The 26,921-nt window shown below is 38.4% G+C and carries 29 protein-coding genes and 1 riboswitch; of the genes, 1 reads left to right on the plus strand and 28 read right to left on the minus strand.

What is annotated here, in order from left to right; translation table 11 throughout:
- Positions 1–50: 50 nt before the first annotated feature.
- The 5 genes from ACM46_RS20370 to ACM46_RS20390 all read right to left on the minus strand — a co-directional run bounded on the left by ACM46_RS20370 (position 51) and on the right by ACM46_RS20390 (position 5,667).
- Positions 51–1,343, minus strand: a complete 1,293-nt coding sequence (locus ACM46_RS20370; protein ID WP_048508507.1) for an MFS transporter — start codon at positions 1,341–1,343, stop codon at positions 51–53.
- Between the two features lie 21 nt (positions 1,344–1,364).
- The gene (locus ACM46_RS20375) at positions 1,365–2,777 is read right to left on the minus strand and encodes a hypothetical protein (RefSeq protein WP_048508508.1); all 1,413 of its coding nucleotides are present in this window, start codon (positions 2,775–2,777) and stop codon (positions 1,365–1,367) included.
- A 102-nt stretch (positions 2,778–2,879) separates the two neighbouring features.
- Positions 2,880–4,148: a sensor histidine kinase gene (locus ACM46_RS20380; RefSeq protein ID WP_048508509.1), complete on the minus strand. Its 1,269-nt coding sequence runs from the start codon at positions 4,146–4,148 to the stop codon at positions 2,880–2,882.
- On the minus strand, positions 4,145–4,822 hold the full coding sequence (locus ACM46_RS20385; protein WP_048508510.1) for a response regulator transcription factor: 678 nt from the start codon (positions 4,820–4,822) through the stop codon (positions 4,145–4,147). The genes ACM46_RS20380 and ACM46_RS20385 overlap by 4 nt, the downstream gene beginning before the upstream one ends.
- A 92-nt stretch (positions 4,823–4,914) precedes the next feature.
- A complete protein-coding gene (locus tag ACM46_RS20390) occupies positions 4,915–5,667 on the minus strand; it encodes a hypothetical protein (RefSeq protein WP_048508511.1) in 753 nt (250 codons plus the stop codon).
- A gap of 269 nt (positions 5,668–5,936) precedes the next feature.
- On the opposite strand from ACM46_RS20390, the gene ACM46_RS20395 reads away from it, so the two are divergent.
- A complete protein-coding gene (locus ACM46_RS20395) occupies positions 5,937–8,024 on the plus strand; it encodes a TonB-dependent receptor plug domain-containing protein (RefSeq protein ID WP_048508648.1) in 2,088 nt (695 codons plus the stop codon).
- A gap of 243 nt (positions 8,025–8,267) precedes the next feature.
- Here ACM46_RS20395 and ACM46_RS20400 read toward each other — a convergent pair whose 3' ends face one another.
- From ACM46_RS20400 to ACM46_RS20510, 23 genes are all read right to left on the minus strand, one after another.
- Positions 8,268–9,266: a T9SS type A sorting domain-containing protein gene (locus ACM46_RS20400; RefSeq protein ID WP_048508512.1), complete on the minus strand. Its 999-nt coding sequence runs from the start codon at positions 9,264–9,266 to the stop codon at positions 8,268–8,270.
- 482 nt (positions 9,267–9,748) lie between these two features.
- On the minus strand, positions 9,749–10,393 hold the full coding sequence (gene ribB, locus ACM46_RS20405; RefSeq protein WP_048508513.1) for a 3,4-dihydroxy-2-butanone-4-phosphate synthase: 645 nt from the start codon (positions 10,391–10,393) through the stop codon (positions 9,749–9,751).
- A 90-nt stretch (positions 10,394–10,483) separates the two neighbouring features.
- A riboswitch (FMN riboswitch) is annotated at positions 10,484–10,609 on the minus strand.
- 169 nt (positions 10,610–10,778) lie between these two features.
- The gene (locus tag ACM46_RS20410) at positions 10,779–11,315 is read right to left on the minus strand and encodes a hypothetical protein (RefSeq protein WP_048508514.1); all 537 of its coding nucleotides are present in this window, start codon (positions 11,313–11,315) and stop codon (positions 10,779–10,781) included.
- A 24-nt stretch (positions 11,316–11,339) separates the two neighbouring features.
- Positions 11,340–11,693: a DUF2200 domain-containing protein gene (locus ACM46_RS20415; protein WP_048508515.1), complete on the minus strand. Its 354-nt coding sequence runs from the start codon at positions 11,691–11,693 to the stop codon at positions 11,340–11,342.
- Positions 11,694–11,721: 28 nt separating this feature from the next.
- Positions 11,722–12,513, minus strand: coding sequence for an alpha/beta fold hydrolase (locus ACM46_RS20420; RefSeq protein WP_048508516.1), 792 nt, complete (start codon positions 12,511–12,513; stop codon positions 11,722–11,724).
- 75 nt (positions 12,514–12,588) lie between these two features.
- Entirely contained in the window at positions 12,589–13,137 is a 549-nt protein-coding gene (locus ACM46_RS20425; RefSeq protein ID WP_048508517.1) for a dihydrofolate reductase family protein, read from the minus strand.
- A 75-nt stretch (positions 13,138–13,212) separates the two neighbouring features.
- Positions 13,213–14,457, minus strand: coding sequence for a hypothetical protein (locus tag ACM46_RS20430; protein ID WP_048508518.1), 1,245 nt, complete (start codon positions 14,455–14,457; stop codon positions 13,213–13,215).
- 28 nt (positions 14,458–14,485) lie between these two features.
- Complete coding sequence (locus tag ACM46_RS20435; protein WP_131707637.1) at positions 14,486–15,244, minus strand: hypothetical protein; 759 nt, start codon at positions 15,242–15,244, stop codon at positions 14,486–14,488.
- Positions 15,245–15,254: 10 nt separating this feature from the next.
- Positions 15,255–15,845, minus strand: a complete 591-nt coding sequence (locus ACM46_RS20440) for a hypothetical protein (protein ID WP_048508520.1) — start codon at positions 15,843–15,845, stop codon at positions 15,255–15,257.
- A gap of 79 nt (positions 15,846–15,924) precedes the next feature.
- Positions 15,925–16,458 (minus strand): GNAT family N-acetyltransferase, encoded by a 534-nt coding sequence (locus tag ACM46_RS20445; protein WP_048508521.1) that lies wholly within the window; start codon positions 16,456–16,458, stop codon positions 15,925–15,927.
- 33 nt (positions 16,459–16,491) lie between these two features.
- Positions 16,492–16,986, minus strand: a complete 495-nt coding sequence (locus tag ACM46_RS20450) for a tetratricopeptide repeat protein (RefSeq protein WP_048508522.1) — start codon at positions 16,984–16,986, stop codon at positions 16,492–16,494.
- Positions 16,983–18,089, minus strand: coding sequence for a serine hydrolase domain-containing protein (locus tag ACM46_RS20455; protein ID WP_048508523.1), 1,107 nt, complete (start codon positions 18,087–18,089; stop codon positions 16,983–16,985). The genes ACM46_RS20450 and ACM46_RS20455 overlap by 4 nt, the downstream gene beginning before the upstream one ends.
- 6 nt (positions 18,090–18,095) lie before the next feature.
- Positions 18,096–18,512 carry an NAD(+)--rifampin ADP-ribosyltransferase gene (gene arr, locus ACM46_RS20460; protein ID WP_048508524.1) on the minus strand — a complete coding sequence of 139 codons (417 nt, stop codon included), beginning with the start codon at positions 18,510–18,512 and terminating at the stop codon, positions 18,096–18,098.
- 42 nt (positions 18,513–18,554) lie between these two features.
- Entirely contained in the window at positions 18,555–19,073 is a 519-nt protein-coding gene (locus tag ACM46_RS20465) for a DinB family protein (RefSeq protein WP_048508525.1), read from the minus strand.
- A gap of 138 nt (positions 19,074–19,211) precedes the next feature.
- Positions 19,212–20,396, minus strand: coding sequence for a dioxygenase family protein (locus ACM46_RS20470; protein WP_048508526.1), 1,185 nt, complete (start codon positions 20,394–20,396; stop codon positions 19,212–19,214).
- Between the two features lie 70 nt (positions 20,397–20,466).
- A complete protein-coding gene (locus tag ACM46_RS20475; protein ID WP_083997484.1) occupies positions 20,467–21,300 on the minus strand; it encodes a LytTR family DNA-binding domain-containing protein in 834 nt (277 codons plus the stop codon).
- Positions 21,301–21,383: 83 nt separating this feature from the next.
- Positions 21,384–22,649, minus strand: a complete 1,266-nt coding sequence (locus ACM46_RS20480) for a serine hydrolase domain-containing protein (protein WP_048508527.1) — start codon at positions 22,647–22,649, stop codon at positions 21,384–21,386.
- A 72-nt stretch (positions 22,650–22,721) separates the two neighbouring features.
- Positions 22,722–23,105 (minus strand): 5-carboxymethyl-2-hydroxymuconate Delta-isomerase, encoded by a 384-nt coding sequence (locus ACM46_RS20485; RefSeq protein WP_048508528.1) that lies wholly within the window; start codon positions 23,103–23,105, stop codon positions 22,722–22,724.
- Between the two features lie 157 nt (positions 23,106–23,262).
- Positions 23,263–23,649 carry a VOC family protein gene (locus ACM46_RS20490; RefSeq protein ID WP_048508529.1) on the minus strand — a complete coding sequence of 129 codons (387 nt, stop codon included), beginning with the start codon at positions 23,647–23,649 and terminating at the stop codon, positions 23,263–23,265.
- 52 nt (positions 23,650–23,701) lie between these two features.
- Positions 23,702–24,361: a DUF2461 domain-containing protein gene (locus ACM46_RS20495; protein WP_048508530.1), complete on the minus strand. Its 660-nt coding sequence runs from the start codon at positions 24,359–24,361 to the stop codon at positions 23,702–23,704.
- Between the two features lie 44 nt (positions 24,362–24,405).
- Positions 24,406–24,894 (minus strand): GDYXXLXY domain-containing protein, encoded by a 489-nt coding sequence (locus ACM46_RS20500; protein WP_048508531.1) that lies wholly within the window; start codon positions 24,892–24,894, stop codon positions 24,406–24,408.
- Positions 24,881–25,954, minus strand: a complete 1,074-nt coding sequence (locus ACM46_RS20505) for a DUF4401 domain-containing protein (protein WP_048508532.1) — start codon at positions 25,952–25,954, stop codon at positions 24,881–24,883. The genes ACM46_RS20500 and ACM46_RS20505 overlap by 14 nt, the downstream gene beginning before the upstream one ends.
- Complete coding sequence (locus tag ACM46_RS20510) at positions 25,944–26,900, minus strand: DUF2157 domain-containing protein (protein WP_048508650.1); 957 nt, start codon at positions 26,898–26,900, stop codon at positions 25,944–25,946. The genes ACM46_RS20505 and ACM46_RS20510 overlap by 11 nt, the downstream gene beginning before the upstream one ends.
- Positions 26,901–26,921 lie beyond the last annotated feature (21 nt).

The following is a 26,921-nucleotide window of genomic DNA, read 5'->3' on the forward strand; positions in this document are numbered from 1 at the left end:
ACCGGGCGCCGCAGAGAATCTGCGGCGCCCGGTTTTTATGCTCAATCCAGTTAATCCTTATCTAAAGAAGAATTTTCTTTAGTGTCTTTCATTCTGGCATAGACAATCAGAGAAAATAAAATACATCCGGTGATGTACCAGTAAAAATAAGACTCAACACCTGCCTGTTTGAACCAAAGCGCCACATATTCAGCCGTTCCACCGAAAATAGCCACCGTGAGAGCATACGGAAGACCTACTCCCAGAGCTCTGATCTCAGAAGGGAAAAGTTCCGCCTTTACCACAGCATTGATGGATGTATAGCCGCTGACAATAATCAGAGCTGCCATGATCAGAAAAAAGGCTGTCCACATTGAAGTGGTTGTACTTAAAGCCGTAAGAAGAGGAACTGTAAAAACTGTTCCCAGAATTCCAAATCCCAAAAGCAGCGGCCGTCTGCCTACTCTGTCTGATAATGCCCCGAATACAGGCTGCAGACAGGCAAATATAAATAATGAAATAAATGAAATCAGTGTAGACTGCTCTTTAGTCAGATGAACGGTATTAACTAAGAATTTCTGCATATACGTTGTGTAAGTATAAAATGCCAGAGTTCCTCCCAGAGTCAGTCCGATTACGGTAAGCAATGCTTTAGGATGTTTAAGAAGCTCCGTTACCGTTCCTTTTTTCTTTTCGCTGAGCTCCTTTTTGTTTTCAAAAGCTTCAGTCTCGTGAAGATTGGCTCTTAAATACAAAGCAATAACAGAAAGTAATGCTCCAATCACAAAAGGAATTCTCCAGCCCCATTCTTCAAGCTGTGTTTCGGTTAAAAGCAGTTTCTGAAGGATCAGTTGTATCCCCAAAGCAATCAGCTGCCCTCCGATAAGGGTTACATACTGAAAACTGGAATAAAATCCTCTTTTATCTTCCGATGCCATTTCGCTGAGATAAGTAGCAGAAACACCATATTCCCCTCCGACACTTAAACCTTGCAGCAGTCTGGCGATCAGAAGCAATGCAGGAGCCAGAATTCCTATCGTTTTATACGTGGGAGTGAGGGCAATGAGAAGAGAGCCGAAAGACATCAGCAATACAGAAAGAGTCATGGCTTTTTTTCTTCCGATTTTATCAGCAATACTTCCGAATATCCAGCCTCCGATGGGACGCATCAGAAACCCTACGGCAAATATTCCCGCTGTATTCATCAGCTGGGCGTTCAGATCGGAATCCGGAAAAAATGAATTCGAAAAATAAATGGCGAAAGCAGCATAAGCGTACCAGTCGTACCATTCCACGAGGTTTCCCACAGAACCGCCAATGATAGCCTTGATTCTCTGGCCCGTTGTAATTTGAGTAGTATTCATATAAGTAAGATATTAAATTTTTTAAAGTACGATTTGAAAAGACAGTAGAAATTCACCTTTTCTGTCAAAAACTTTTTTGGAAGCCCCATCATAAAGCGGTCTGCTGCTGTATTGAGCAACAATTCTTGCATTTTGACCATATAAATAAAAATTGGCTCCCACATCATAATAGCTCCCGTTTTGGTTAAGAGCCTGCATATCTTTAAGCGCATAATTGAAAAATGGCTGAACCTTCAGAATGGTACTGAATTTCGGAAGAACAAAACCCATCTGCGAAAACCAGATATTTCCCGTTCCCATCAATACTCTGTTGTTTCCTGCTCCTTCCAGTGCTTTCTGGCCCATAAATTCTGTATTGGGAGTGCCGGGATTCAAAAGACCGCTTACTCTTAAATAATCAGGACCATAATTATACCTGTAGTACACCGAGTACAGAGTCAGTCCCATTTCTTTGCTTTTGTTTCCTACAGGCAGCTCTGTATAGACATCAGCTCCAAAAATACTCACATCATGCGATTCAAATGTGTTTTCTGAAGGTTGGGTTTGGGTGGCTTCTTTATTGGTATAAAAACCGGCTCCCAGATTCAGGACTTTCTTTGCCGCAAGATTATTTCCCGGAAGAAATGAAGTCACCGTAGTTTCCTTATTGAAAAACTGATAGAATGCATATCCTGCATAAGAAAGTTTTCCGCTTTGGTTGTTATCTACTGCCGGTCCGCCAACTGCCGGTTTCAAACTGGTCGCAAAAGGTTTGTTGACGCTGAAACGATAATTAATTCTATCCAGTTCTCCATGTACAAAAATTCCCAGCTGCCGGGAAAACTGATCGGCAATTTCAATGGTAGGGAAATTAAAAACTGGAATATCACCCGCAAGCATTTTAGTCGTACTCGCATTGGTAAGCCTGCTGACTCCGTTCCATGAATGAAGACCTGCTCCTAAATAAAGGTTGTTCTTATTAGGTTTTCCTGTCTGAAAATCATTTCTCGGAATAATGGCGAACTCATTATAGGCATCGTGAAAAAAGAAAGGCGCTTTTTTTCCGGCTCCATTGTTTCCCGTACCGGATCCGCCACCTGAATTAAAACTCTGATTATTAATTCCCATCTGCAAAAAAACAGAATAAAAAGGAGTCACCTGGCTTTGAATGATCAGTCTCATTCTCCTGATTCCGGCATCATAAGTCTGTTCCTGAGGAACTCCATTAACCAGTGTTCCGGGATTGTTATCAATACTGCGAAGCCATATTTGGCTGGAAATTCCAAACTTCAGCCATTTATCCCCTTTGGAATTAAGGTTTATTTTAAGTTCTCCCACATCTAAAGGATTCTTCAGAGGAGTAATCTCTTCCTGGTTTTTAAGCACATTTAAGGTATCCTGAGCATAAACAGATTGCATAGCAGCTAAACTGAAAATAAGAAGTAATTTTTTCATTGGCGCTTTTCTTTGCACCTAAACAATACATAAATTCTGAAGAAATTCTGAAGTTTTCATAAAATTGAATCATTTGATGTTATGTTTTTGAAATTCAATGGTTTATTTTACGAAATTGATTCTTGTTGTATGCTGATTGTTTTCAAATTGATAGATTATTTCCGTATGATAAATCTCCAAAATTTTCTTCACGAGCGCCAAACCGATCCCGATGGAGTTTTGATTGGGGTTTCCGCGCTTGAATCTCTGGAATAATTCTTCTGTGGGAATCGTAGGCGGATTTCCGGTATTGGAGATCTGGAAATAGCTTTCCGTAAGGGTTACGGAGATGGTTCCGTTTTCTATATTGTGTCTTTTGGAATTACTGATCAGATTGTTGATAACGATGGTCGCCAGGTTTTGATCAAAATTGACAAAAACATTTTCCTGAATATCTTTGATGACCCTGAGGTTCTGAATTTCAAAAATATCTTCAAAATAATGAAGCCTTTTCTGAAGCAGTTCAGAGAAATTGATCAGTGACGAATCGTTTTTTTCAAAATGTTCCAGTTTGGCGAGGAGAATAAGAGACTGGTTGATAGAGGAAAGCCTGTCCAGTTCATCATTCATTGAAGAAAGCGTGATAAGCTGGTTCTCGGAAAGTTCACTGTCCATAAGCAGTTCTATTTTACCTTTGATGGATGCCAGCGGCGTTTGCAGTTCATGGGATGTGTTTTCCGAAAGTTCTTCCAAAAGGTGATAATCTTTCTTCGAGCTTTCGGTCATTTTCAACAGAAAGGTGTTTAATGATTTAAATTCTTCGGTCTCCGTTTTCATCAGATCCATGGAAGGATTGTCTCTCAGACTGAACTTTTTGATCTCATCTATCGCGTGATAGAACGGTTCAAGAATTTTTTTTGATACCAGAATACTGACAATAATGGTGAGAATGATAAGAAATACCATGATCCATGCAATGACCATGATAATGCTCATCAGAAAATTATTCTCAATGATGGTAATGTACCTTACACTGGTGATGGCATATCTTTTATGATGAATTACAGGATATGTTGTCACTGTAATTTTGTTCATGTGCGACTGTATGCTTTTGTTCCAGATGTACTTTTCTTCAATAATTTTTTCTTTGAAGCTTTTGGAATCTAAAGGAAGAATTTTAACCTGAGTCTGCCGGTGATGAAATTTTAAATAATCGTAACCGGGATCCTGTTTCAGTCTCTTGGCCACATATGCATTCAAATCTTCAAGTTTCAGAATGGCAGAACGCATCGTAGCTCTTTCAAAAGCAAAATACAGAATGGCAAAGCCTGTAATAAGCACGAAAAATACCAATACGGTAAATGCTCTGGCAAAACGAAAACTTAAATTCATTTATCGATCCATTTATAGCCCAGCCCGTAAACTGTCTGCAGATAATCTTTTCCTCCGGCATCCGTCATTTTCTTGCGTAAATTCTTTAAATGCTGATACACAAAGTCTACATTATCAATACTGTACGTGTAATCACCCCAGAGATGACTTGCAATGGCCTGCTTGGAAAGCATCCGGTTCTGATTATTAATGAAGTAAATCAGCAGGTTCAGTTCTTTTTTGGTGAGATTGAGCAGGAGATCATTAATCCGGCATTCTTTGGATTCCAGATCAATTTTAATTTCATTGAAGCTTAAAATCCGGTTGGTTTCCGGCGTTTTTCTTCTGAGAACCGCTTTTATTCTGGAATGAAGTTCGGGTAAAGAAAATGGTTTGGTGATATAATCGTCTGCTCCGTCATCTAATCCGGTGAGTTTCGTATCTAAAGAATTTTTTGCGGAAACAATAATGACGCTGGATTCCGGGGCATAGTTTTTAATATGCTTCAGAATGTCCAGTCCGTTTCCGTCGGGAAGCATGAGATCCAGAAGAATACAGTCGTATTCAAAAAGTTCTATTTTTTCTAAGGCTTCTTTCGCATCAGAAGCTACTTCACAGATGTAATCTTCTTTTTTAAGATAGTCTGTGATGTTGGTGGCAAGATCTTTATGGTCTTCTATAATGAGAATTTTCATGCGAAAGTATTAAACCGGATACCCGTTTATCCGGTTTAAAGATATAAAAAAACCGTTCAGAAAATGAAGAACGGAATTTTTTAATTGTTTATTTAGAACCGGTATCCAATGGAAAGTCCGCTTCTGAATCCTGCCCATGGGCCGTCCACTTTTACTTTGGCGCCATTGGCATTGGTTTCTACGGTATAATCTACAAATGGGATATCCAGGTTTTCAATTTCTTTTTTTAGCTGTGCCTGCATTTCCGGGGTCAGTACATAGTCGCTGGTCATGGTGAAATCGCCCTTTCCGCTTCCGTAGTGAGCTCCTGCAATCCAGAAATCCAGGACAAGATTCTGACTTCTGGTAAGGAAAAACTGTACACCTACCATCAGACCACCGCTGTTTCCGCTGGTGCTTCCCTGACCTTTAAGCGGTATCTGGTAGGTATTTCCGTCTACAGCATCATAGTCATAATAGAAATCGAAAGTATTGGATGAAACATCTGAATAACGGTAATAGGGAGCGAAATAAAATCCCCGGCCATAGCCTTTTCCAATATAAAATCTTGGCTCGATGGTGAAATTGGTTGCCTTAACCCTTAAATTCTGGAATCTTTTCTCGTCTTCATCCTTTAAAAAAGCATTGATGAAGGGTACTTTTCCCTCCGTCATTGTTCCGAAGCCTATATTCAAAGAGAACCACTGGGTAATGGCTCTTTCGTAAGACAGATTGATATTTCTGAATGCATAAGCCGTAACGTTGGTCTTAACGATATTCATTTTATCCGATGGAGCAGCCTGAAGCTCCTGTGCACCTGCTTCTGAGAGCAGAAAGATGGGAATAGAAAGGAGTAGCTTTTTCATGACGTTATATTTGGTGATGTAAAAAAGAAGCAGCAAAAAACGGGCAAAAATACAATGATATTTCAATATGTTTTTGTTTTTGACTGTAAAATAATTGAATTATTGTGATGTTTTGTCTTTGGTTTACGTTTAAATGCTGAATTTAAATTAAAAAATAAACATGTAGGTCTTGAATGCTTAATTTTTTTAATTTCTATAAATTTTTAACCCTATGTAACAAAGGGTATGGGCCAAGTGTCTTATTTTTATTAATGAACTCTACTTTGGATATGAAAAAAACAATAACTTCTTTATTTTTTCTCTGTGGTATTTTTGTGTTTTCGCAGGAAAATATAAAAAAGGATACAGCAGATCAGTCGAATACAAAAGAAATTCAGGCAGTGATTCTTAAAGCTCAACGTAAAAAGCAGTTTTCAGATAAAGCTGTTTATACCTTCGATAAAGAAGCGCTGGAGAAAGCCAGATATGCCAAAGATCTTCTGCAGACACTTCCGGAATTACAGCTAGATCCTGTTTCCAATACCATTACGAGTACAAAGGGGGGAACTTCTCTGTTTCTTATCAACGGAATAGAAGCTACAGATCTTCAGATCCGCAGTGTGCCGCCAAGTGAAGTTGTAAAAGTAGAGTACTACGATATTCCACCCGCAAGATGGGCCTCGAGAGCAGAAACTGTGATCAATATTATCACCAAATCAAACGAAACCGGATATGTTTTCGGAGCAGATGCAAGAGCGGCGCTCAATACGGGATTTGTTAATGCATCCGCTTACGCCAACTTTACAAAAGGGAAAAATAATTTCGGTTTGGAATATTCTCTGAATTTACGGGATTATAACAACAGAAAAGTACAGAGTATCTATGATTATCAGCTTAACGGAGAACACTACCGATCGGATGAAAACAGAAGGGATCATTTCGGATATACCTCTCAGAATATTGCCCTGCGATACACCCGCCTGGTTCCTGATGACTATGCTTTTCAGGCCAAACTGAATATGGATATTTTTAGCCGGTTTTCAAAAGGTACCGGAGCAAGTGTTTTTACAAAAGACAGTTTTATTGAAGAGCATGAAATGTTTAAAAATAACGGTTCAGACTATGTGATTCCGAAACTAGATCTCTATTATTCAAAAAAAATAAATTCTAAAGACGAAGTAAGCATCAATCTTGTCGGTTCTGCTTACAGCACAAATACTACCGAGTCTGCCAGAGAATGGATTGTTCCTTCCATGATTTCAGTGTACGATAATGTCATGGTACTGAAGACGGAACAAACTAATTTTGTAGGTGAACTTGCCCATACTCATGATTTTAAGGCCGGAAAATTGTCTTCAGGCTACCGGATTTCGAGCAGTACGATTTCTAATGATCTGAATAACCTGGCAGGATACTCCCAGTACAGAGTTAATTATCTGGAGCAGTATTTTTACAGTGAATTCTCAGGAAAAGTTGATCAATTCAGCTATAGATTAGGAGCCGGACTTACGAATATTCATAATAAAAGTGCCGAGAATACTTTTGATGAATGGTCTTTTACCCCGAAAGTTATTCTGGGATATCAGCTGAAGAATAACCAAAGTCTTAGGTTTACAAGCAGCTATAGCCCAACAAGTCCCTGGAGCAGTGCGCTCAGCAGTAATGTGGTTCAGCAGGCCCCGAATATTGTACAGAGAGGGAATCCTTTTCTGAAGTCGCAGCAGAATTTTTCCAATAATTTAATTTATTCTTTTAACAATAAGTATTTTGACTTTAATGCTGCTCTTTTCTACAGATATACAGACAGGGTGATCAATCAGTATTATGTACTGGATGATACTTTCGGAGGATATGCACTGACGTATGAAAACGGAAAGAATGCCCAGCGGTACGGAATACAGCTGTCAGGTTCCTATAAACCTTTCGGAAATAACTGGCTTGTTGTGAAAGCCGTTCTGACTCCTACTTCAGAAACGCTGAGAACGAGCAAAGGGGAATTAATTAAGAACGATTATCTTTCGAATAGTTTTACATTATTCTCAGAATATAAATCTTTCAGTATTCAGTATATGTTCAATATCCCGGTTTATACCCTGAACGGAGCTTTCCTGAATACCAACGAGAATCAGAATCACATCTTTGCCAGCTACAGGCTTAAAAGCTGGAGTTTTACAGCGGGAATGTACTGGATCGGGATGCCTTCGGAGTACAAAACGAAAAGTCTCCCGGAAAGTCTGGTGAACTACAGTTCGCATACGAGAATTATGAATAACAAGTCGATGTTTGTTCTTGGAGTAAGCTTTGACTTTTCAAAAGGCAAGAAAACAGAACTGCAAAGAAAGCTGAATAATGAAACGGCTCCGGCAGCAACTTTTTAATAAAGCTGTGTCTTTTTGAGGGCGAAAGTGGAATGGCAAAACCCCTTTTATTAATTTTTATCTGCTAATGAAAAACCCTTGTCAAGGTTTCGAACCTTGACAAGGGTAATTAAGCCGAACCCAGGTTTACAAAAAAATCCACGTGAGCTTATTCTAAGAAGAGCCAGCTAAAACACAAAAGATAACACAAATAAACAATCCGCCCTGAAATAAGGCGGATTGTTCCGGAGATGATAAAAAGTTTTATTTTTTGATGAACTTAGTATTGTTCTTCGTTTCTGAATTTTTTCCTTTAACCTCTATAAAATACGAAGCCGGCGGAAGTTCAGAAATCTGAATTTTTCCTGACTGTATATCAGATGTTTTGATCAGTTTTCCATCCAGACTGTAGATGTTGGCAGATGTATAATTCTCCATATCTCCTTTGAACCCAATGAAATCCTGGGCTGGATTCGGATATACGGTGAAGTTTTCTTTTTTTACAGCATTGGCAACCGCTAAAAATGTTTCATTCAGAGCTACAGCGTTTGAAGTAGACTGATTAACGCCCAGTAAAGGCACTGAAATGTTTCCGGCGGTAGAGCTTAGCAGTGCATATCTGTGGGTACCGTCATAATAGGAGTAGGCGGTATTGGTAAGGGTTCCTATCGGATTAGAGTAAGTGATATCAAATGAGGCATACAGATTAAAAACCTGTGTGAATTTTACTCTCAGAACATTTGTATAGGTTTTGTTACCAATGATCAACGTTCCGTGTGCATCCGCCAAAGTTCCCATGGTTCCGCTGAAAAGGCCGTTGGCAGATGATGAAGAGAAAGTTCCTCTGGCATTGTCGCTTTGAGGAGTTCCGTAAACAGTAGGGTAATTCATGTAAGTTCCGTTGTCAACAGAAAAATTCAGGGTAGCTTGAGGATTTACGATTCCTGTGATTTCAAGTTTTGAAGCAGACGCTTTATAGAAAATAGTAGTTCCTCCGCCCACCATTTTGATGGTAGAACCCGGAAATGTGGTAATTTCAGAAGAAGAAGGAGCTGAATACGTGGTTGGAGATGCTGCTCCCTGTGTCAGGCCGCCGTTTGAAAAGGTAACATTAGCTCCTGTAGCAGAATTATTTACGGTCCCTGTTACGGTGTAATTATTCACGGTGTCCCCTGTTAAAGGATCATTAGCTGCTTTTGTCAGAGTGATCTGTGCAGAAAGTACACCGGAAATACCCAGCATAAAAAGTAGTTGTTTTTTCATGGTTAATTTTTTTACTAATATAAATAAAAACTGATATTAATTTTTAGAGTTAATTTATTTTTAATGAATAAAATAAAGGGATGAGAGAAAGTGGTTCTGATAGCGGTTTTTTATTTTAAAGGATGAAAAACAGTGCATCTATTTAATCGGATTCATCTGTGATTCATTCTTTTTTTGTCTCCTTAAATAGACTATTGAGATAAATCTTTTGTAAAAAACTCCCGCAGATTTTAGAGATTATGTAGATTTTTAATAGTTCTCGGGAAATTGAAACGGGATTATCAAACGCCTTTAACATTTCCACTTCGTCGAATCAATGAAATTGATTCCTTCTTTGCTCCTCTTGAATATGCAGTTTCAGAATCAATCTTTACGTAAAATAAGCCTCCAAAAAAACACTTTCTCTCTAATCTTTTCAATAGATCATAAAAAAAACCGCCCGATATTGATCGGACGGCCTTTCTGTGCGTTATCTGTTTTCTCTAGTTGCTCATTATTTTCCGGTAAGCGTAAATATCTTCAATAGTCACTACGCTCATTCCTTTCTGAGAAGCAAATGCCACAATTTCCGGGAGCCTTGCCATAGAGCCGTCTTCATTGGTCAGTTCGCAGAGTACGGCATCGTCTCCGAGATTGGCCATTTTTACAAGATCTACACTGCCTTCCGTATGACCGCGTCTTTCAAAAACACCGCCTTGCTTGGCTATCAGCGGGAAAACATGTCCCGGGCTTGCAATATGGGCAGCCTGCGCATCCTGTGCTACAGCTGTTCTGATGGTGGTTACACGATCTTTTGCAGAAACTCCGGACTCAACACCTTCTTTGGCTTCGATAGAAATAGTGAATGCGGTCTGGTTTTTTGAATTGTTGGTTTCCACCATAGGACGCAGGTTGAGGTGTCTGCTTTTTTCCTCGGAAATGCAAAGACACACAATACCGCTGCATTCACGGATTAAAAGTGCCATGTCTTTTTCTGTAATGGTGGAGGCGGGAAAGATGATATCACCTTCGTTTTCGCGGTTTTCATCATCTACTAAAAGAATTCCTTTTCCCTGTTGTAGTTTAAGAAGTGCATTTTCTACACGTTCTGTGGAGGTTGCTCCAAATTGTTCTAATAATTTTTCCATGTTATTTTACTTTTAAAAGTTAAAATAGTCTTCGGTACATGGAAATGAAATACGGCACAATAAGCCCGTAAGGAATCTTACTGACCGTTTCATTTTCTTCTCCCATCCAGACTTTAACTGTCGGTTTTGGAATTTCACCAAATCAGTCCCTTCAGAAGAAAGGAGTCGCGGACTGTAACCGCCGGTAGGGAATTTCACCCTGCCCCGAAGAAAACTTATACTAAGTTTTACTGTATGTTCTGATTTAAAATTTTATTTCATTCATTATATTTTAACGCACAGACCGCTAATTTCGGGAAGTTTTTTGAATTGGAGAAGTTATTTTTGATCGTATTTATGGATGACTATATTTTCAGTCCGAATGAGGGTATATTGCCGGAGAAGATCAGATAGGATATTTAAATCCGGGGTATTGAATGTCAAAAGACTTCAGTTCATCTTCATCGTATCTTTTTTCGCACCATCCGGTAGACAGATTGATTTCACCCAGCCCGAAATAAAGATCTTCACTTTCAAAAAAGCGGATTTTATTTTCAGCGAGATAATCCATCATTGTTTTAAAGCTGCCTCCCGGTTGGTTAATGAGTTTCTTCTTATTCAGCCAGAAAAAAGAGTAATCAGAATAAACGCCGCCCATTTTTATCTGGGCATGCTGAAAATCTATATGCCGCAATATATCTTCGAATTCCAGCATAAACTCATGAAGCTTACTTTCGGTATCAAGAAACCATTTGGCCGTTCTTCCAAAAGAAACAAGAATATCATCATAATAATAAGGAGCTTCCTGTATGGCCTGTGAGAAAATAGCCGGATGAAAATAATAATAATTTCTGTCCTTCATGGTATGCTGCACAAAGTCTAAAAAACCTTTATAATCAGAGCCCAGCATTATTGCTCCGTAAAAATAGTTCCATTGATACATTTTAATTTTTTTTCAGGTTAAAGATCATTGTTCTCTTAATATCTTTTCCATTTTCTTTCCTTTGGCCAATTCATCAATAAGTTTGTCCAGATACCGGATATTTCTCATCAGTTCATCTTCAATATCTTCCACACGATATCCGCAGATAACGCCTTTGATAAGCGAAACATTGGGATTGATTTTCGGAGCATCCTCAAAAAATGTTTTAAAATCGGTTCGGTTATCCAGTATTTCCTGCAGACTTTTCTCATCATATCCGGTTAACCAAAATATAATTTCATGAACTTCTGATTTTGTCCGGCCTTTCTTTTCCGCTTTTTGAATATAGTGCGGATAGACACTGGCAAAAGCTGTTGTATAAATTCTGGTATTCTGCATAATTTTTTAATTGATGTTTAAAATAAGACTATGAATGTTTCCCGCTAAGCTCTCCAAGCACATCATTAAGAATTCTGTTGAATTCCTCCGGATTTTCCAACATAGGATAGTGGCCTGTTCCCGCTATTTCAACGGAGTTATAGTCTGTTAAATATTTCCTGTTATTCTCAATGTTCGTAGGAGAATTATCTGAATTGATTGCTCTTACGGGTATCTGAACTTTTGATGCGGTTTCTCTGAAATCTTTTTTATACAAAGGTCTGAGGAGTTCAATAGCTGCCTCCGATGTGTTTTGAAGAAATTCATTCTGTAATCTTTCTCTTACCTCAGACGGTGTGTTTTCTGCAAAGAGATATTGGGGAAGGATGTTTTCTACGGCATTTTTGAAATCATTGCGATAGTGTACAAATAAATATTGCTCAGCCTGTTCATCCGTAAAAGTTTCATCAAGATCTTTTATGGTGTCAATCAGAATAAGCGCTTTTACTTTAGGAATTTTCAGAGATGCTTCAAGAACATAAGCTCCCGACATCGAATGTCCCACCAGAATAATCTCATCTGAATTGATCTGATCTGCCACCGCCTTGATATCATCTGAATACAGCTCACTTGACCATTCTTTTCTGGATGTATCAGATAAACCGTGTCCTGCAAGGCTCATTTGTACAATATGATAGGTATTGTTGAAATTTTCCTCCTGGTTGTTCCACCATTCTGCATTGCCGAGCCATCCGTGTACGAATAGAAGGGAAGGTTTTCCCTGTCCGCTTTCTTTATAATGAATTTTCTGTCCGTCTGACGATTGTGCGTATTTTTCCATGATTAATATAGTTTATAATGTAAATAAAATGTTTGGTGATCATTAGTGTAGACCATTTTTTGTATAATGCCGGGTTTATTGATTGACAGGCTCATAAATAAGCTGTACCACTCCGGATCTGAATACATTGGTTTTGATCAGTTTTAATTCCAGTCTGCTTTTCAATTCTTCAAACAAAGGTTTTCCGTTTCCTAAAGCAACAGGGTGAACAGAAATTCTGTAGACATCAATAAGATGAAGCTGAATAAAGGTTTTGATAAGACTTGCCCCGCCGTAAAGCCAGATATCTTTTCCATCCTGCTTTTTGATTGCTGCTACTTTTTCAGCAATACCGGAACTGATAAAAGTGGCCCGGGAATCCTCTCTGGTCTGTTTTGAAAAGACATATTTGTTTTTTGAATGGACAGATTCCCACAGCTTTTTTTCCTCAGAGGATGCATTATCTTCCGCCTGATAATTTCCCCACGAATCATAACTTACCCTGCCGTAGAAAATAGTATCGATACTGTCCAGAAATCCATCGAAATTCATATCATCATCCATAATACACCAATCTGTTTCTCCATTGGGACCTTCGATAAATCCGTCTAAAGTAACAGCCAGATCGAGAACTACTTTTTTCATATTGATTAATTAGGGTTTGTTATTGTAAAAATAAAAAAACGCTCTGAAGACAGAACGTTTTTGCGTTATAAAATTTTACCATTTCCAGATCTGCGGCTCATTTTTCCAGATCAGCAGCCTGAATTCCTCATAATGATTCCCGTTTCCTATGGTGTGGGTGTCCCTGAGGCCTTTGCCCAGTTTCAATTGGTGCAGAATCCCGGAATGGGCAGCTACCCAAAGTGTTTTTTCATCATCCGAAAGTGTCATTCCTGAAATTGTGGAACCTAAAAAGTGTCTCCACAACTGATTTCCGTCTTTGTCGAATGCCTTGATGTATCCGTAAGCATCTCCGAGAATGTAATACTCTTTTGTTGCTGTACCTGCATAAACCCTCATTTCTTCGTCAATAATGGTGTAGTCATCACTTTCCGTATACGCTTCGATGTCGGCACCTACATACTGGCCGGAATTGATGCCGATGGTAATTCCGTTGTAGAAATGACAGGAATTTGTGATCAGCTGGCTGTCATCTTTTGTAAACAGACAAAAATGCGGGTAGGAGGACTGTGCTCCGATGGATCCCAAAGTATTTCCTTCCGGATCCAAAATCCTGTGATCATAGCTTTGATCTCCCACCACAATATAGGAATTGTCATTGGAAAGAGTTGCGTTTTCCATATCAATGTCAGGTGTCCAGTCTTCCTCGTTGTCTTCATTAAGCGGGTGAATGAGTTTTTCTTCTTTCGGCGAGACCAGATAGATTCCAAATGAAGTGACCAGAAGAACCTTGCTGCCGTCATTGAAGGGAATCAGTTCCGTAATTCCTAATTCTGCAGTCTGGTTCAGTTCCAATTCATTGATGAGCTCTCCTTCCCAACCTTTATAAATTGATATTTTACCGGGAGTGGCCATAGCAAAAATATTATACTGTTTTGATTTTCCTATGGCCTGAATATTTTCGTCAAGCTGAGTCACCTGATCATGATCCAGCAGATAAGCCTGTCTTTTTTCATAAGAAGTTCCGGTCATGAAAACAATTTTTTCACCGGAAATAAAATGAAGCTGCTCAATACTCTGTGATCTGTTTTCCAATAAAGGAATAATAGGCGTGTGGGCCGGCGGAAAATTCGCTCTGAAATGATCAACATCTCCATCCTGATTGGCTTTTTTAAGCAGATTAAAAACGCCTTGTGCAAGATTGGATCTCTTATCTTCAGGTTCTTTGCCTTTCCAGTTTTCCCAACCGTTTTTTTCACCGAAATCAACCATTTCATTAATTTCTGTTGCATAACGTTCTCCTTTTGAGAACCATTCTTCCCGGATTTTTGTGTTTTCCATATTTGATGATTAAATAGTGTTTAAAATATTATTTGAAGCTTACCCGTTCTTCATGGCTGCCACTGATCTTTGCGGTGCTGCCTTTGATAAGTTTGGGATTGAGAGTTCCTGTTTTTTCTGCCGTAAATTCGAAACTCGCTATGCTCAGCCTTTCGCCCGGATTGGAGAAATTTTCTTTTTTCAGGGTGTAATTTCCGTCCGGACCTATTTTTATAGTATCTGCGGCTTTTTCTATAAAAGTTTCTACATTATTTTCATCCCTATTTTTTACCTGAACGCTTTTGGAAAGATAGAGTACATTCACATCCCGAAGACCGGACCATTGTATGGAAAAATCCCGGTTCAAAGGAGCTTCTTTTTCATAAATAATGTTTTTTGAACTGCTCTGCGGAAGGGAAGGAATGCGGGCCAGAAAAAGCTTTTTTCCGTTGGCCAGCTGGATTTGAATTTCATAATTTCCCTTGATAGGCGGAACCTTTTCTGCGCGGTAATGATACAGTTTGGAATAATACATATACGGCATCACTTTATATTCTGCTTTCTTTCCGTTGACGGATATTTTTACGGAATCGTTGCCGAACTTTTTTCCTTTTTTATCGTAGAGAATCACAGAAATACTGTTGTTGTTTTCATCAGTCAACCTCTGGAAAACATCAATTTCGGCTTTAATGTCGGAAATATCAGTGATTTTGGATGCAGGCTCGGGTCCGGAGCATGAATTGAACAGGAAACAGATCGCAATGAGCAATAGACTGAACATTGTTTTTATAGAGCTGAAGGTCTTCATAAGAATCAATTTATGGAGCTGTCTTTTTGAACTTAGCCTTTTTAAGAGCATTGATCATTTCATTTCCGATTTCTTCATCCAGATAGACAACGGAAGCTGTGAAGTCCTTATTCTTTATAAAAGAAGTATAGCTTACGACCTGCATTTTAGCTTTATTCGGAATGTCTATGGATACTGAAAACTTAGTGAAATCGATCTGATCGATTTTTTCATGAGCCGTTAAAGTATCAATCTTCGCTCCGGTAAAATTCTGTCTGTAGGTATTATATAACTGAATATTGGATTCGTAAACGGCCTGGCTGTAATCTCCTTCAATTTGCGGATTGTAATCTTTGATATTAAGAACGAAATAATTGTCCCTGTCTTTTTCGAAAATATTAGGTTTAAGGTTGCTGATATCAAGATCGGCATTGTAGATTTTTTTGAACTTTTCTTTTCCAAGATTGATAGCCTGGTCCGTTTCTCTCTGATCCAGTTTCTGAAACCCGCCTGGTAAATTCATGCTGAATCCGATTGCTTTATCCACAATCTGAATTTCTTTTCGGTTGCAGCTGATGATCAGCAGAAGAGAGAGATATAAAAATGATAATTTCAGGTTCATAGTTGGTGTTTTTTTTATAAATGTATCTGGGATATTTGTACAGACTTTATCTAATGTGCCGTTGTCTTTTATAATTATTTTAAACCAAGTGGTTTTGCAATGTCCAATATTTCATTTCAGCATCCTGCTTGATTTCTGTGAAGTTTAGTTTTTTCAGAAAATTAATGGAATTCACATTGTCCAACAGGCATCTGGCGGTAATTTCATCGACAATTCCGGTAGAGAAAGCCCATCGTATCAATTCTTTTACCGCTTCTTCAGCAAAACCTTTCCGTCTTTCTTCGCTAATGATTCCGTATCCGATATCTGCATTTTTTTCATTAAAATTATAGCCTTTAAATCCAGCATCACCAATAACTTCTAAAGTGTCTTTTCTGATAATTAACCACGATTCAAATCCTGTGGGCCCTTCCGCAAGGGACAAATTATTGATGATTTTAGGTATAATTTCTATGAAATCGGAGTCCGGCCATCTTTTTTCTTTTTTTAATCCTAATGCAGGCCAATCACTGAAATCATGATTCAGAATGTTTTCACACATTTTTATAGTTAATGGAATAAGAATTAATCTTTCAGTCGTAAGTCTGTCTATGGATAACGTATTGATTTTCAAATTTTTTTTCTTTAAGTAAATGGAACCTGCCTTTTATTTGATGAGCTCTTTTGAATAACGGGACACGGATTTATTATACCTCGGTAAATGTACGGACAGTGATTCAAGAACTAGTGATAAAGCCTCTTTATCCTGATTGATTGATGAAAGTGACAGCGCCAGGAACGCATTGACCGCATCATCCAGTTCATCAGAATAATTTTCCTTCTCTTCTCTGAGGATTTCAATACTTTCCTGTATCTTTCCGTTATTACGTAAGGTACTCGCAAGCTGGATCCGGGCTCTTCTTCTCCTTAATCCGGTTAATCCCGTTTCCAAAGCTGATCTGTAGAGTGGTTCTGCATTTTTTTCAAAACCCGTAGAGTCGTAGGCACAGGCTTTTTCAAAATCTGCAATGGCGTTGGGCTGCCCATTTGAAATTGTATTGGTATGGATTCTTATCAACTCAATAAAATCTTCATCAGAAATGCTTCCGAGTTGGTCCCAGATGGTTTTTAATTCTTCTTCCCAAAGTTCAGGATCTGTCATTTTTCAATTGTTTTTTTAACGAAATCTTCTATTTCTGCACTGCTTTTCAGGGTATTGTGGTACACGATATCCACGATGTCATTAATGAATTCATTTCTCGGATAGCGCTCGCCATTGATGATTAATGCAACAGATCTGTTCGTTTTTTCATCAAAGATCAGAATCGTATTGGTGCCGTAAGTGCCGCCTGTATTTCCGTAAAAATCAACAGAGTGAAATTGAAAAGTCATCAATCCTCTTCCATAGGTTTCTTTTCCGATCACAGGCTTCATGGTTTCCACGTTTTCTTTTGACAGAATCTGATGATTGAACAATGAGTACAGGAACCTATTCAGGTTTTCCGTATTGGAAGAAATATCCCCGACTCCAACAATGTTTTTAAAATAAAAATCCAGGGCAGTATGCCACGCATTGTCCTCAAAAATATAAGATCCCGTTACATTTTTTGGATTTTCGAGGGCTGATTTTGTGTAAGTAAGCTTCAACGGTTTGGTGATTTTTTCCTTCAAAACCTGGCCATAATTCCTGCTGAATTCCTTTTCAATGATTTTCCCCAACAGATAATACCCTGAATTGGAGTAGGAAATGTTTTCATTGGGAGCAAACAAAAGCCTCTGACTGATTATTTCTTTCAGAATTTCTTCGTTGGTTCTGGGTTCTTTAAGCCAGATCTCCTTTTCATTTTTCTTTACATAATTATTCAAACCTGCTGAATGTTCCAGTAGGTTTTTGATGGTCATGGATCCTGCATTTTTTATTTCAGGAAAATAATTGCTCAGTGGATCATGAAGCGAGATTTTATGCAGCTCGATAAGCTTAAAAATCAGTACAGCCGTAAACAGCTTCGTTACAGATCCGATCTGATAGGCTGTACCTGTATTCTTTTTTTGTTTTTCCGTGGCTCCAAAAGATCTGGAATAGATTTCTTTTCCGCTTTGAAAAATAGAAATATTCCCTATATCCAGATTATTTTTTTCAATGGCACTGATGTATTCATCTATTTTTTCAGCATGAATTTCCTGAGAAAAAGTGTTTTGAAAAAATAAAAAGAAAACAGACAGGATTGCCATTTTTCTTACAGCATTGATGAGTATTCCGGTCATATTCAATCAGTCTTCAATAGCTTCAATACCTTGCTGTTTCAGTTTTTCAAGATGATCTTTCATAGTTTTCAGCTGTTCCGGAGAATGTCCCTGCCACTCCATAACCTCTCCCGTCACTTTAAAAGGATGCTGGGAACGGTAAGAACGGGTAGGATTTCCCGGAAATTTTTTGTCGGTCAGATTGGGATCATCTTCAATAGCTCCTGTAGGCTCCACGATATAAATCCGTTCCCTTCCTTCCCCGGAAGCCAGTTCTGCACCCCAGGTTGCCGCTTCCAGGGTTGCTGAAAGGTAAATGTACTTCGCTTTTCGGCGGGTCCCATAGTTGGAACTGAAACCTGCTTCGATGAGGTCTCCGGTTTTGAGATCCGCTTTGGTGCCGTGATAGTAGATCGGGTTTTCTTCAGAAGAATCCTGATTCATTGTTTTTGATTTTTTTAAAGAGATGAGTGGAGGAGAAGTGGGTTATGCTTCAGACGTAACTTCTGCATTTTTATAGATATTCCAGAAATTATAATCCGTCATAGGCGCATCGGTAATTCCTACGTTTCGTCCCATGGTTACAATCTGTCCTCTGTGGTACGTTCCGTGGATGATCACATGCTGGATGTATTCATACTTGGAAAAATCACATTCAAACCAGGGAGATACTATTTTTACATTTTTCGTTAAATCCTCTTCGGATAAACTTTCAACGTAATCCACCAGTTTCTGTGAATTGTTTCTGATGCCATCGAAAATTTCTTCCTTACTAAGGGCTGCTGCCATTTTTTCAAAATCGAAATCCGGGTTTTCTGCAATATGTCCCCACCAGTATTCCTGCGTCTGCCAGATGTGGTGAAGAGTTTTCAGAATCGTTGGGAAGCTTGAAATAACCTCCTGATTAAGCTGTTCATCAGACTTTGAAGAGAGCCAGTCAATATACTTATTAACGACCCAATTATTGTACTGAACACTGTGGTTGATTAATGTTTTTAGATTCATGGTGATTCATAAAGTATTTAGTGATTTGATGATTTAAAAATAAGTAAAATATCAACTGTTTGTTCAAAAAATGACCATGAAATAGAAATGAAAGTTTTTATGAAGTTAAAAATGAACGGTTAATTTTGTTGTCAGAATCTATTCATAAGGGATTTCCGGCAGTTCAAAATAATCTCCCTGTGTTTTGTCCAGAGCTTTGGAGATTTTACCAAAATTTTCATTGCCGGCTTCCAGATTTACATATTTATCCACAATATTTCGATGCTTGTAAATGATGAATGTATTTTTAAAATCAGGATTTATTTTGTTCAGATTGACCTCTGTTTCTTTATCGGAAAAGGAGGGAACAAAACATAGGGCAGTCTTTTTTAAATGAAGCTCTTCCCCAAGATTGACGAGTACTTTCCTATACTCAGGATCCTGGCCGGCAGATATGAAATACACTTTCAGGTATTGACTTCTTTTCGTGCTTTCCTGTTCCAGAAACTGAAGCCATTTTTTGATGTCGTCCCAATCTGTTTTAGCTCCTGTAAAATAAAGGATACCTTGATACCTTCCGTATTTGCAAACCGGGCAGGTGCGGGTTCCTTTGTCAGGGCCATACGCGTGATAAGGTGTGAAAGAAGGCTGATCTTCACCTATATTCAATCCTGATCGGGCAGATTGCGGAATTGTTTTAGGATAATTGGGAATATGGAGGCCCAGAATAATAGTATGTTCTGCAATATGAATATTTCTTTGTATTAAAAGCCTTACAATGCCACTTCCGCCACGGTTTTCCTGAGGATTTTTTTTCAGATAAGGAATAAGGAGCGGATCATCATCAAAATTGATTTCATCTACATAATATTCATGATCAACATCCGGTTCTTTGATGGATAAATGAATATGTGCGGGCATCGTTTGGCCTGGATATGGCGCCGGGCGGATTGTTTTAATGGTATATTTTCCGGCTGCATCTGTTTTTACCCATCCACGGATGTGCCCATGACGTTCAGCACGTTTGTCCATTCCTTTTTCAGGAGAATAATAACCATCGTTATCCGTTTGCCAGTAATACATAATAATATTGGGTGCGGGAGTTTTTCCGTCAAGCTGAAATACGGTTCTGGATACGATCAGCTTTTGCCCTTTTTCATTCCAGCCGGGACTTGTGTCTTCAGAATAAATGGTTTTTGGCATTCCGACGTACATCATTTCACAACCGTCGCAACCTCCGCCTATAATGGCATTATTTATCTTTTTTTCGGAAGTCTGCCCGTTGCAGCTCATGAACCCCAGACATGGAATCAGCATGCCGATGAACAAAATCAATGTTTTCATACGATTCAACTTTTTTGCAAAGTTTATTACGTAAACATTTGATTTTCAAATTTAATGTGGTAAGGCGAGTTTATTTTGAGGTAAGATGAAGGCGGTCCAGCATCGGTTTGAAATCTTTTGCATAACTTCGGCTTGCTCTCAAAACAGTCTGGTCCGAAAGGGTGATATTATAATCCCCGTTTTGCCGTGACTGGTAAGAAATAATCTGATTGAGATTGATCATATGAGATTTGTGTATCCGGACAAACTGATTACCGTCCAGTTTGGCTTCCAATGATTTTAAAGTTTCATGGTGAAGGTATTTTTTTGAGCTGTGATGAATCGTAATGTAAGGCGTATTGGCCGAAAAATAAAGAACCTCCTTCAGGCTGATGATTATTTTTGTATTGTTCATGTCTGAAACCACCATAGATTGCATGGCTGTTTTCTCTGTTATTTCATCAGCGGTTTGAGGCGGATGCTGTACCTTATTCTTTAAAATGGTCAGTATCACAGATGATGAAGCATAGATAATGACTGTTTTGATCAGATAAGCCGTTAGTCCAAAATTAAAGGTCTGTATGTAAGGGAAAGTATGATCATATCCTATTTTTGACAGCAGCCATACCAGAGCCGGATATACGGTCAGATGAATTAAAATCATCAAACCTGTGATCAGCAAAAGAACTGAGAGTTTTTTCGTTGCTTTTATCCAATAATTCTGGATATAAAGCAGCGGAATAAAAAGAATCCAGAAAGAGCTGAAAAGCAGCGATTCCGAGAAATAAAAGCTGCTGTTTTGTAACCGCGTAAACCAGTAATCAGAAAAAATATTGAATGTAATGAACACAGCCATACTTCCGGCGAGAAGAAAAGAAGATTTCCACCTGTCTTTAAAGAAATGATATACCTGCTGGTTCGTCATATTTGACTCTGATTTTCAATGGATTGGTTAATGTAAATTTATGACTTTTTAGGCTGTATTCACTAAAAAAAGGTTTCTTATCATCACTTTTCGTGTTTTTCAGCTCTGCTGATGGCATCCAGTTTGAGAAAATATTCATCCAGCAAATCGTAAATCGCTTTTTGATCTTTTCCTGAAGCTTTATTATCCCAATCCGTATTCACGATAAGGTATCTGCCCATTTTTCTGTCTTTAAAAAACCAGATCACGGAATTCATTCCCGGATCTCCTCCGGTATGCCCGAAATTCCCGGTAGAACCAAACCCCATGGTGATTCCCATATTGTATTCGTCGCTGTATTCGCTGTTGCTTCTGTCCTGGAAATTCTCCGCTTTAAGCTGAGGAGTGAAATATTCTTTAAAGCTTTCTTTGGAAAGAAGGCTTCCGTTTCCAAAATACCCTTTCATCAGTTCAAGAAGATATTTACTCATATCGTCTGAAGTGGTAAGCATTCCGCCGTCTGGGTAAGTATTGAGCGAATAATAAGGATAAGGTTTTTGTTTATCGATAAATGTCCGGGTATATTTTGAGAAATTGATGGTATTGAAATTCCAGCCTGAATCATTCATTTTTAAGGGCTTGAGAATATACTTCGTTGTAAAATCAGCGTAGGACATTCCTGTTGCTTTTTCCAGGACCAAAGCCGCCAAAGTAGCCCCGATATTGGAATAATTATAGAGTTCACCGGGTTTTTTATCCAAAAATACATCTTTTGAATACCATTGCCCTTTTTCACTGAGAACGCGATTCAGAAATTCTTCAATGGAAATTTTAGAAGAAGGAGAATTGAATTTTGTAGGAGAAATATCAATCTTCAAATTTTCAGCAAGATTAACCGTATCTTTTAAAACAACCGTCCGGGTCAGGTATTCGTTATTGTCATTAATGGAAGAAGTATGCGTAGTGAGCTGTCTGATGGTGATCGGAATGTCGGGATAGTTTGGATTGATCACTTTAAAGGGAAGATAGGGATTGATGGGATCATCCAGTTTCAGCTTTCCCAGTTCCTGAGCTTTAAGGACGGCAATACCAATCAGGGTTTTGGAGACGGATGCTATATTCTGAACGGTATGTTCATCATATTTTTGAAAAGGATTTAATCCGGCAGTTCCGAATCCGTTTTGATATAAAACTTTCTGATCATTAACGAGGGCAACTCCAAAGCCGTTGAAACTGGCTGTCTTGCTTATTTCAGCGAGTTTATCCGTTAATTCTTTTTGGGTTTTTAAGAATTGTTCCGAAGCTTTTTTCTGCGCGGAACAGAAAATAAGGATACAGAAAAAAAGAATGCTGATATATAAATTTCTCATGACTGGTTTTATTAAAAAACAATTTCAGGAGTATAACTATTACATGATGGATCTATTCCGGATCTTTTTAACTTACAATCCAAAATGACGGTTTTGTTCTACATTTTCAGGATGAATCAGTGCTTTATTGGAATAAGTGGCCTGTTCAAATTCATTAATATTGACAGACAGGAAAGAGATCTCCGCGAATAAAGCTGTTAATTCCTTACAGATTTTCTTTGAAAGTTCCGCCTTCTGTTCCGTATTCCGGCCCTCCATAATATATCCGAAAACATGAAGGAAATTTTTCTTCTCATTTCCAAGCCGGAAATATTCATACGGCTGAAGCCTGACTTTGATGTCATTGGGAGTAAATAGGCCCGTAGAATCTGCCGCTGTATAAACGGTATCCATGATCTCGTCCGGGGTTCTCTGCTGAAGAATATCCCGGGAACATTCTATAATAAAATGAGGCATAATGATTTTATGTTCAGTGGTTTATTGAATATAAAAATAGGGAAAAAATGGATTGGTATTATTTTGATCCCCAGAATTTATTCCTGATCGAACATCAATTATGTCATTAATAAAAACTTGAATGAGATTTATGATTTCATATGTAGGTTGTTGTAAATCAAATGTTATTTGTCTTTTTACTTTTCAACTGAAATACATTTCCTTCCGGATCCGTTCCGTCGCATAACCAGAAACCATAGTTTTCAAAGGTTTTAATGGCTCTCATTTCAACATTTCTTGCTGTCAGTTCGTTTCTGGCAGATTCTATATCCGTTTCAATTTCAAAAACAATTTTGGTGTTGTTATCAAATGTATAGCCTTCCTCTATTTGTTCGAGATAAGGATCTCCGATTTTATGAAGTCCGATATTGACGGAGCCGGCATTCAATAAGGCCCAGATGGAATCTTCTTCAATCACTTTCAGATTAAAGTGGTCAACATAAAAATTCTTGAGCAGTTCTACGTTTTGGACATACAGAATAAGGGTGTCAAATGTTGCTTTCATGGATGAATTTTAGGAAGATAGATATAATAGAAAACGGTTCTGAATCCTGTTTTTAAAATAAAGGTTCACCATTTAAATCCGTTGTCAGGACTTCGCTCATATAATCAAAAAAAGGACGCATGGCTAATAAAGTAAGGACAGCTTCCTTCTGAAAACTATCGGATAACACTTCCTTATCTGTGAATTTTCGCATGACTATGTATTGCTTTTTCTTAATTAAATCAATGGCGGGATGATTTTTATCAAAACCTCTCGGAGCAGTTTTTACGGCATCTCCTTCAATTTCTCCGAAGTATTTGATGAACGTTTGATGAGATGTAATTTTTTCTATTTCCGTGGTACTGATTTCAAATTCCTTCCGGATCCGGAGCAGATCTTTGGCCTCAGGACCCCAGAATCCACCGCCCACAAAGCTGTTTCCGGGCTCCAGATGAATATAATATCCTCCTCTTAACATGGGTTTTGTGCGGGAATATCCAACTCCGAAATTGGTTTTGTAAGGAGTAGGATCCTTAGAAAAACGGACGTCTCTGTAAATCCTGAAAATATGGATTCCTTTCAGATGATCGTGTTCCTGAAGTTCCTGATAGATCTCAGTAAAGAATATTTTGTTTTCTTTCACCACCGCATCATATTCCGCTTTGTGTTGTGAAAACCATTCCCGGGTGTTGTTTTTTTCCAGATGTCGAAGAAATTCGAATGTTTTTTTCATGATGTTGTGTGAATGTTAGAAACGATTCATCCCGGAGGATGCTTTTATTTTATATTTTTCAGATGCTCATCGTAAAGGCCTACCAGCAGGCTGTTTCCGTCTTTATCTATTCTCAGGCCGCCGTATTTTGCATTTTCATACTTTCTGGCATGTCCTTCCTGAAAAAAGAAAGATTCAGCACCTATATTGACGTTCCAATGGTTGGTTGAGGTGTATTTAATCAGGTATTCCCCTTTGTTTAAAGGAGCGGGTTCCTGCTGGATTCTTACTTTCCCGGCAACTCCCTGAGGATTGAGGCGGACAACGAAATATCCTCTTTTAGGTATATCGTCGGAATAGGTATTGTCCGAAAGGCTGTACCGTAAACTCATGTAATCGCCCTGCATCAAAGAACGCGGATCAACCGGGGCAAGCTGTAAAAGAACCAACTGTCCGTCTTTGAGCAATTCTTCTTTTTTTGAAACGGAATAGTTGAAATACACCAAAAGAAGAATCAGGTTCAGCAATATAATGATCCATTTATACTTTTTCATTCGATGTCAGCTTTTTACGGGTTAATAAGTAGAGACCTAGAAATAAGATACCTGACGAAAATAAAAGGATGGATTTGGTCAACAGGGTAAAATGAAGGTCGTAATAATATTGTGAAACAAAGTAAATGAAGGCGATAATACCGATAACGAAACTGGTTTTGTAATTCACCAGAAAGCTCAGAAGAATAATTAAAATGGCTCCCGATATCGCCGGAGACAGGATGGTAGGCAGCAAAATAAGGGTACTTATGATATAGATTCCCGCTTTCTGTTGTGTTCCGGAAATATTCAGTCTTTCGAAAAGCCGGGAGAGTACATACAGGATAGTCAGGATAATCACGACAGACGAGATCCAAAGATATTCTCCGGAAAGATCGATAAGGTCACTTTTCCCGAGGAGAATCAATCCTGCTAAGAACGAAATAACCAATCCTATACGAACAGGATTGTATAATTTTGAAAGGGCATTATGCAGGGAAATTATTTTGGCTTCCTTCAGAAAAACAAAAGTCAATAGAATGGCAAGAACGGAAGTATACAGATGCGCCAGATCATCGTTGTGGCTGGTGATGATCATCGTTAAGAACGCTCCATTGATCACCAATACCGAAATAAAGGAAATGATATAAGTACGGGCCAGGATTAATGTAAGTCCTGCTATCATTATAAAAATAAGGCTTATTGTATTTTCACTCATTTCCAGCTTAACAAATCCCATGGTTAAAAGGATGTATCCGATAATATAAGAGGAAATACTTACGGTATCAAGGATGATTTTATCATAGTATGTATTGATAAGAATTCCTCCGATAATGGAAATGCTCCCTAGTATGAATAAACCCGCTGTTGAATCATATATTCCTGTTAGAAAGAGAAATCCTATAAAAGCAAGACTTGCCAATAAACCTCCTAAAATAGACAGGATTTTTATGGCTAATGACTGATGGTCATTGTTTTTCTCATAAGCCGCAAAAATAGCTTCTTCGTCAAACTTCAGTTCTTTATTGTCGGTTGTCCGGAAATACTCCAGGAGTTCTTTTATTTCTTCTTTATTTCTCATCTTTCCATTTTTTTTGAAGATTAATCAGTTTCATAATCACCAAAGTAACGCTTACAATGATAAACAGACTGACGATTAAAAACATTTCTACCCCGTCCGATATTTTGAAGAGGGAAGCAGCAATCATCATAATAATGCTAAGGGGTATGACCGAAAGATAAAAGCCGTTTTTAGATTGAATGCCATGCCGGATTCCGAAGCCATAAGCTATTAAAACAACCACTGTTAAAACTGGAAATGCCGGTTCATAACTGTCGAAAATGCCATAAATCATTCCAATTGTAGCAAAAGTCGCAGCGCCTAAAGCCAAAATATAGGTAAACCATTTGGGCAGGTTTTCAATCTTTTTATAGTGATCCAGCACAAGGGAGGCGATAAGTACCGTTGTATTGAACAGGAAAAGAATTGTAATGATGAGGATTTCCGGCCAGTCCCGGGCTACCTGTTGGGAGTATAAGATAAATGTAGTATTGATTAAAATAATGTACAGCAACCACAACGGAGCAAAATTGGATACGGCTACCCAGAGCGTTATGAAAAGCGTCCACACCAGAAAGAAGTCGTAGGCATTGGCTCCTGTCTGATAAATCTGTCCGAAGACTGCAAATAAAACGCCTACCAAAAATGAAGAACCTGTAAGGATAATACTTCTGGTGGTTGTATTTATTTTCGGCAGTAAAACGATGATGGTTGTGGCAATAATAAGGACTTCTATCAATCCGAATTTGACGAATTTATTCAGGGATGCCCAATTATAGGCGAAAAAGAAAATAATTCCCGCCGTCGTAAATCCTATACCGAGCGTGATTAACAATAGCCGAAGAAATTTCTGCCACATTTCCCGGTCATTATAAACGTTTTCTTTCAGGGCTTTTTCAAGACCTTTTTCTGTCACATTGCTGTGGCGACTGATGATATGGATATCTTCCCGCTGGAGATTTTTCATGGGTGTTTTTTTCAAAATTCT

Source organism: Chryseobacterium angstadtii (assembly GCF_001045465.1).
Classification (GTDB): domain Bacteria; phylum Bacteroidota; class Bacteroidia; order Flavobacteriales; family Weeksellaceae; genus Chryseobacterium; species Chryseobacterium angstadtii.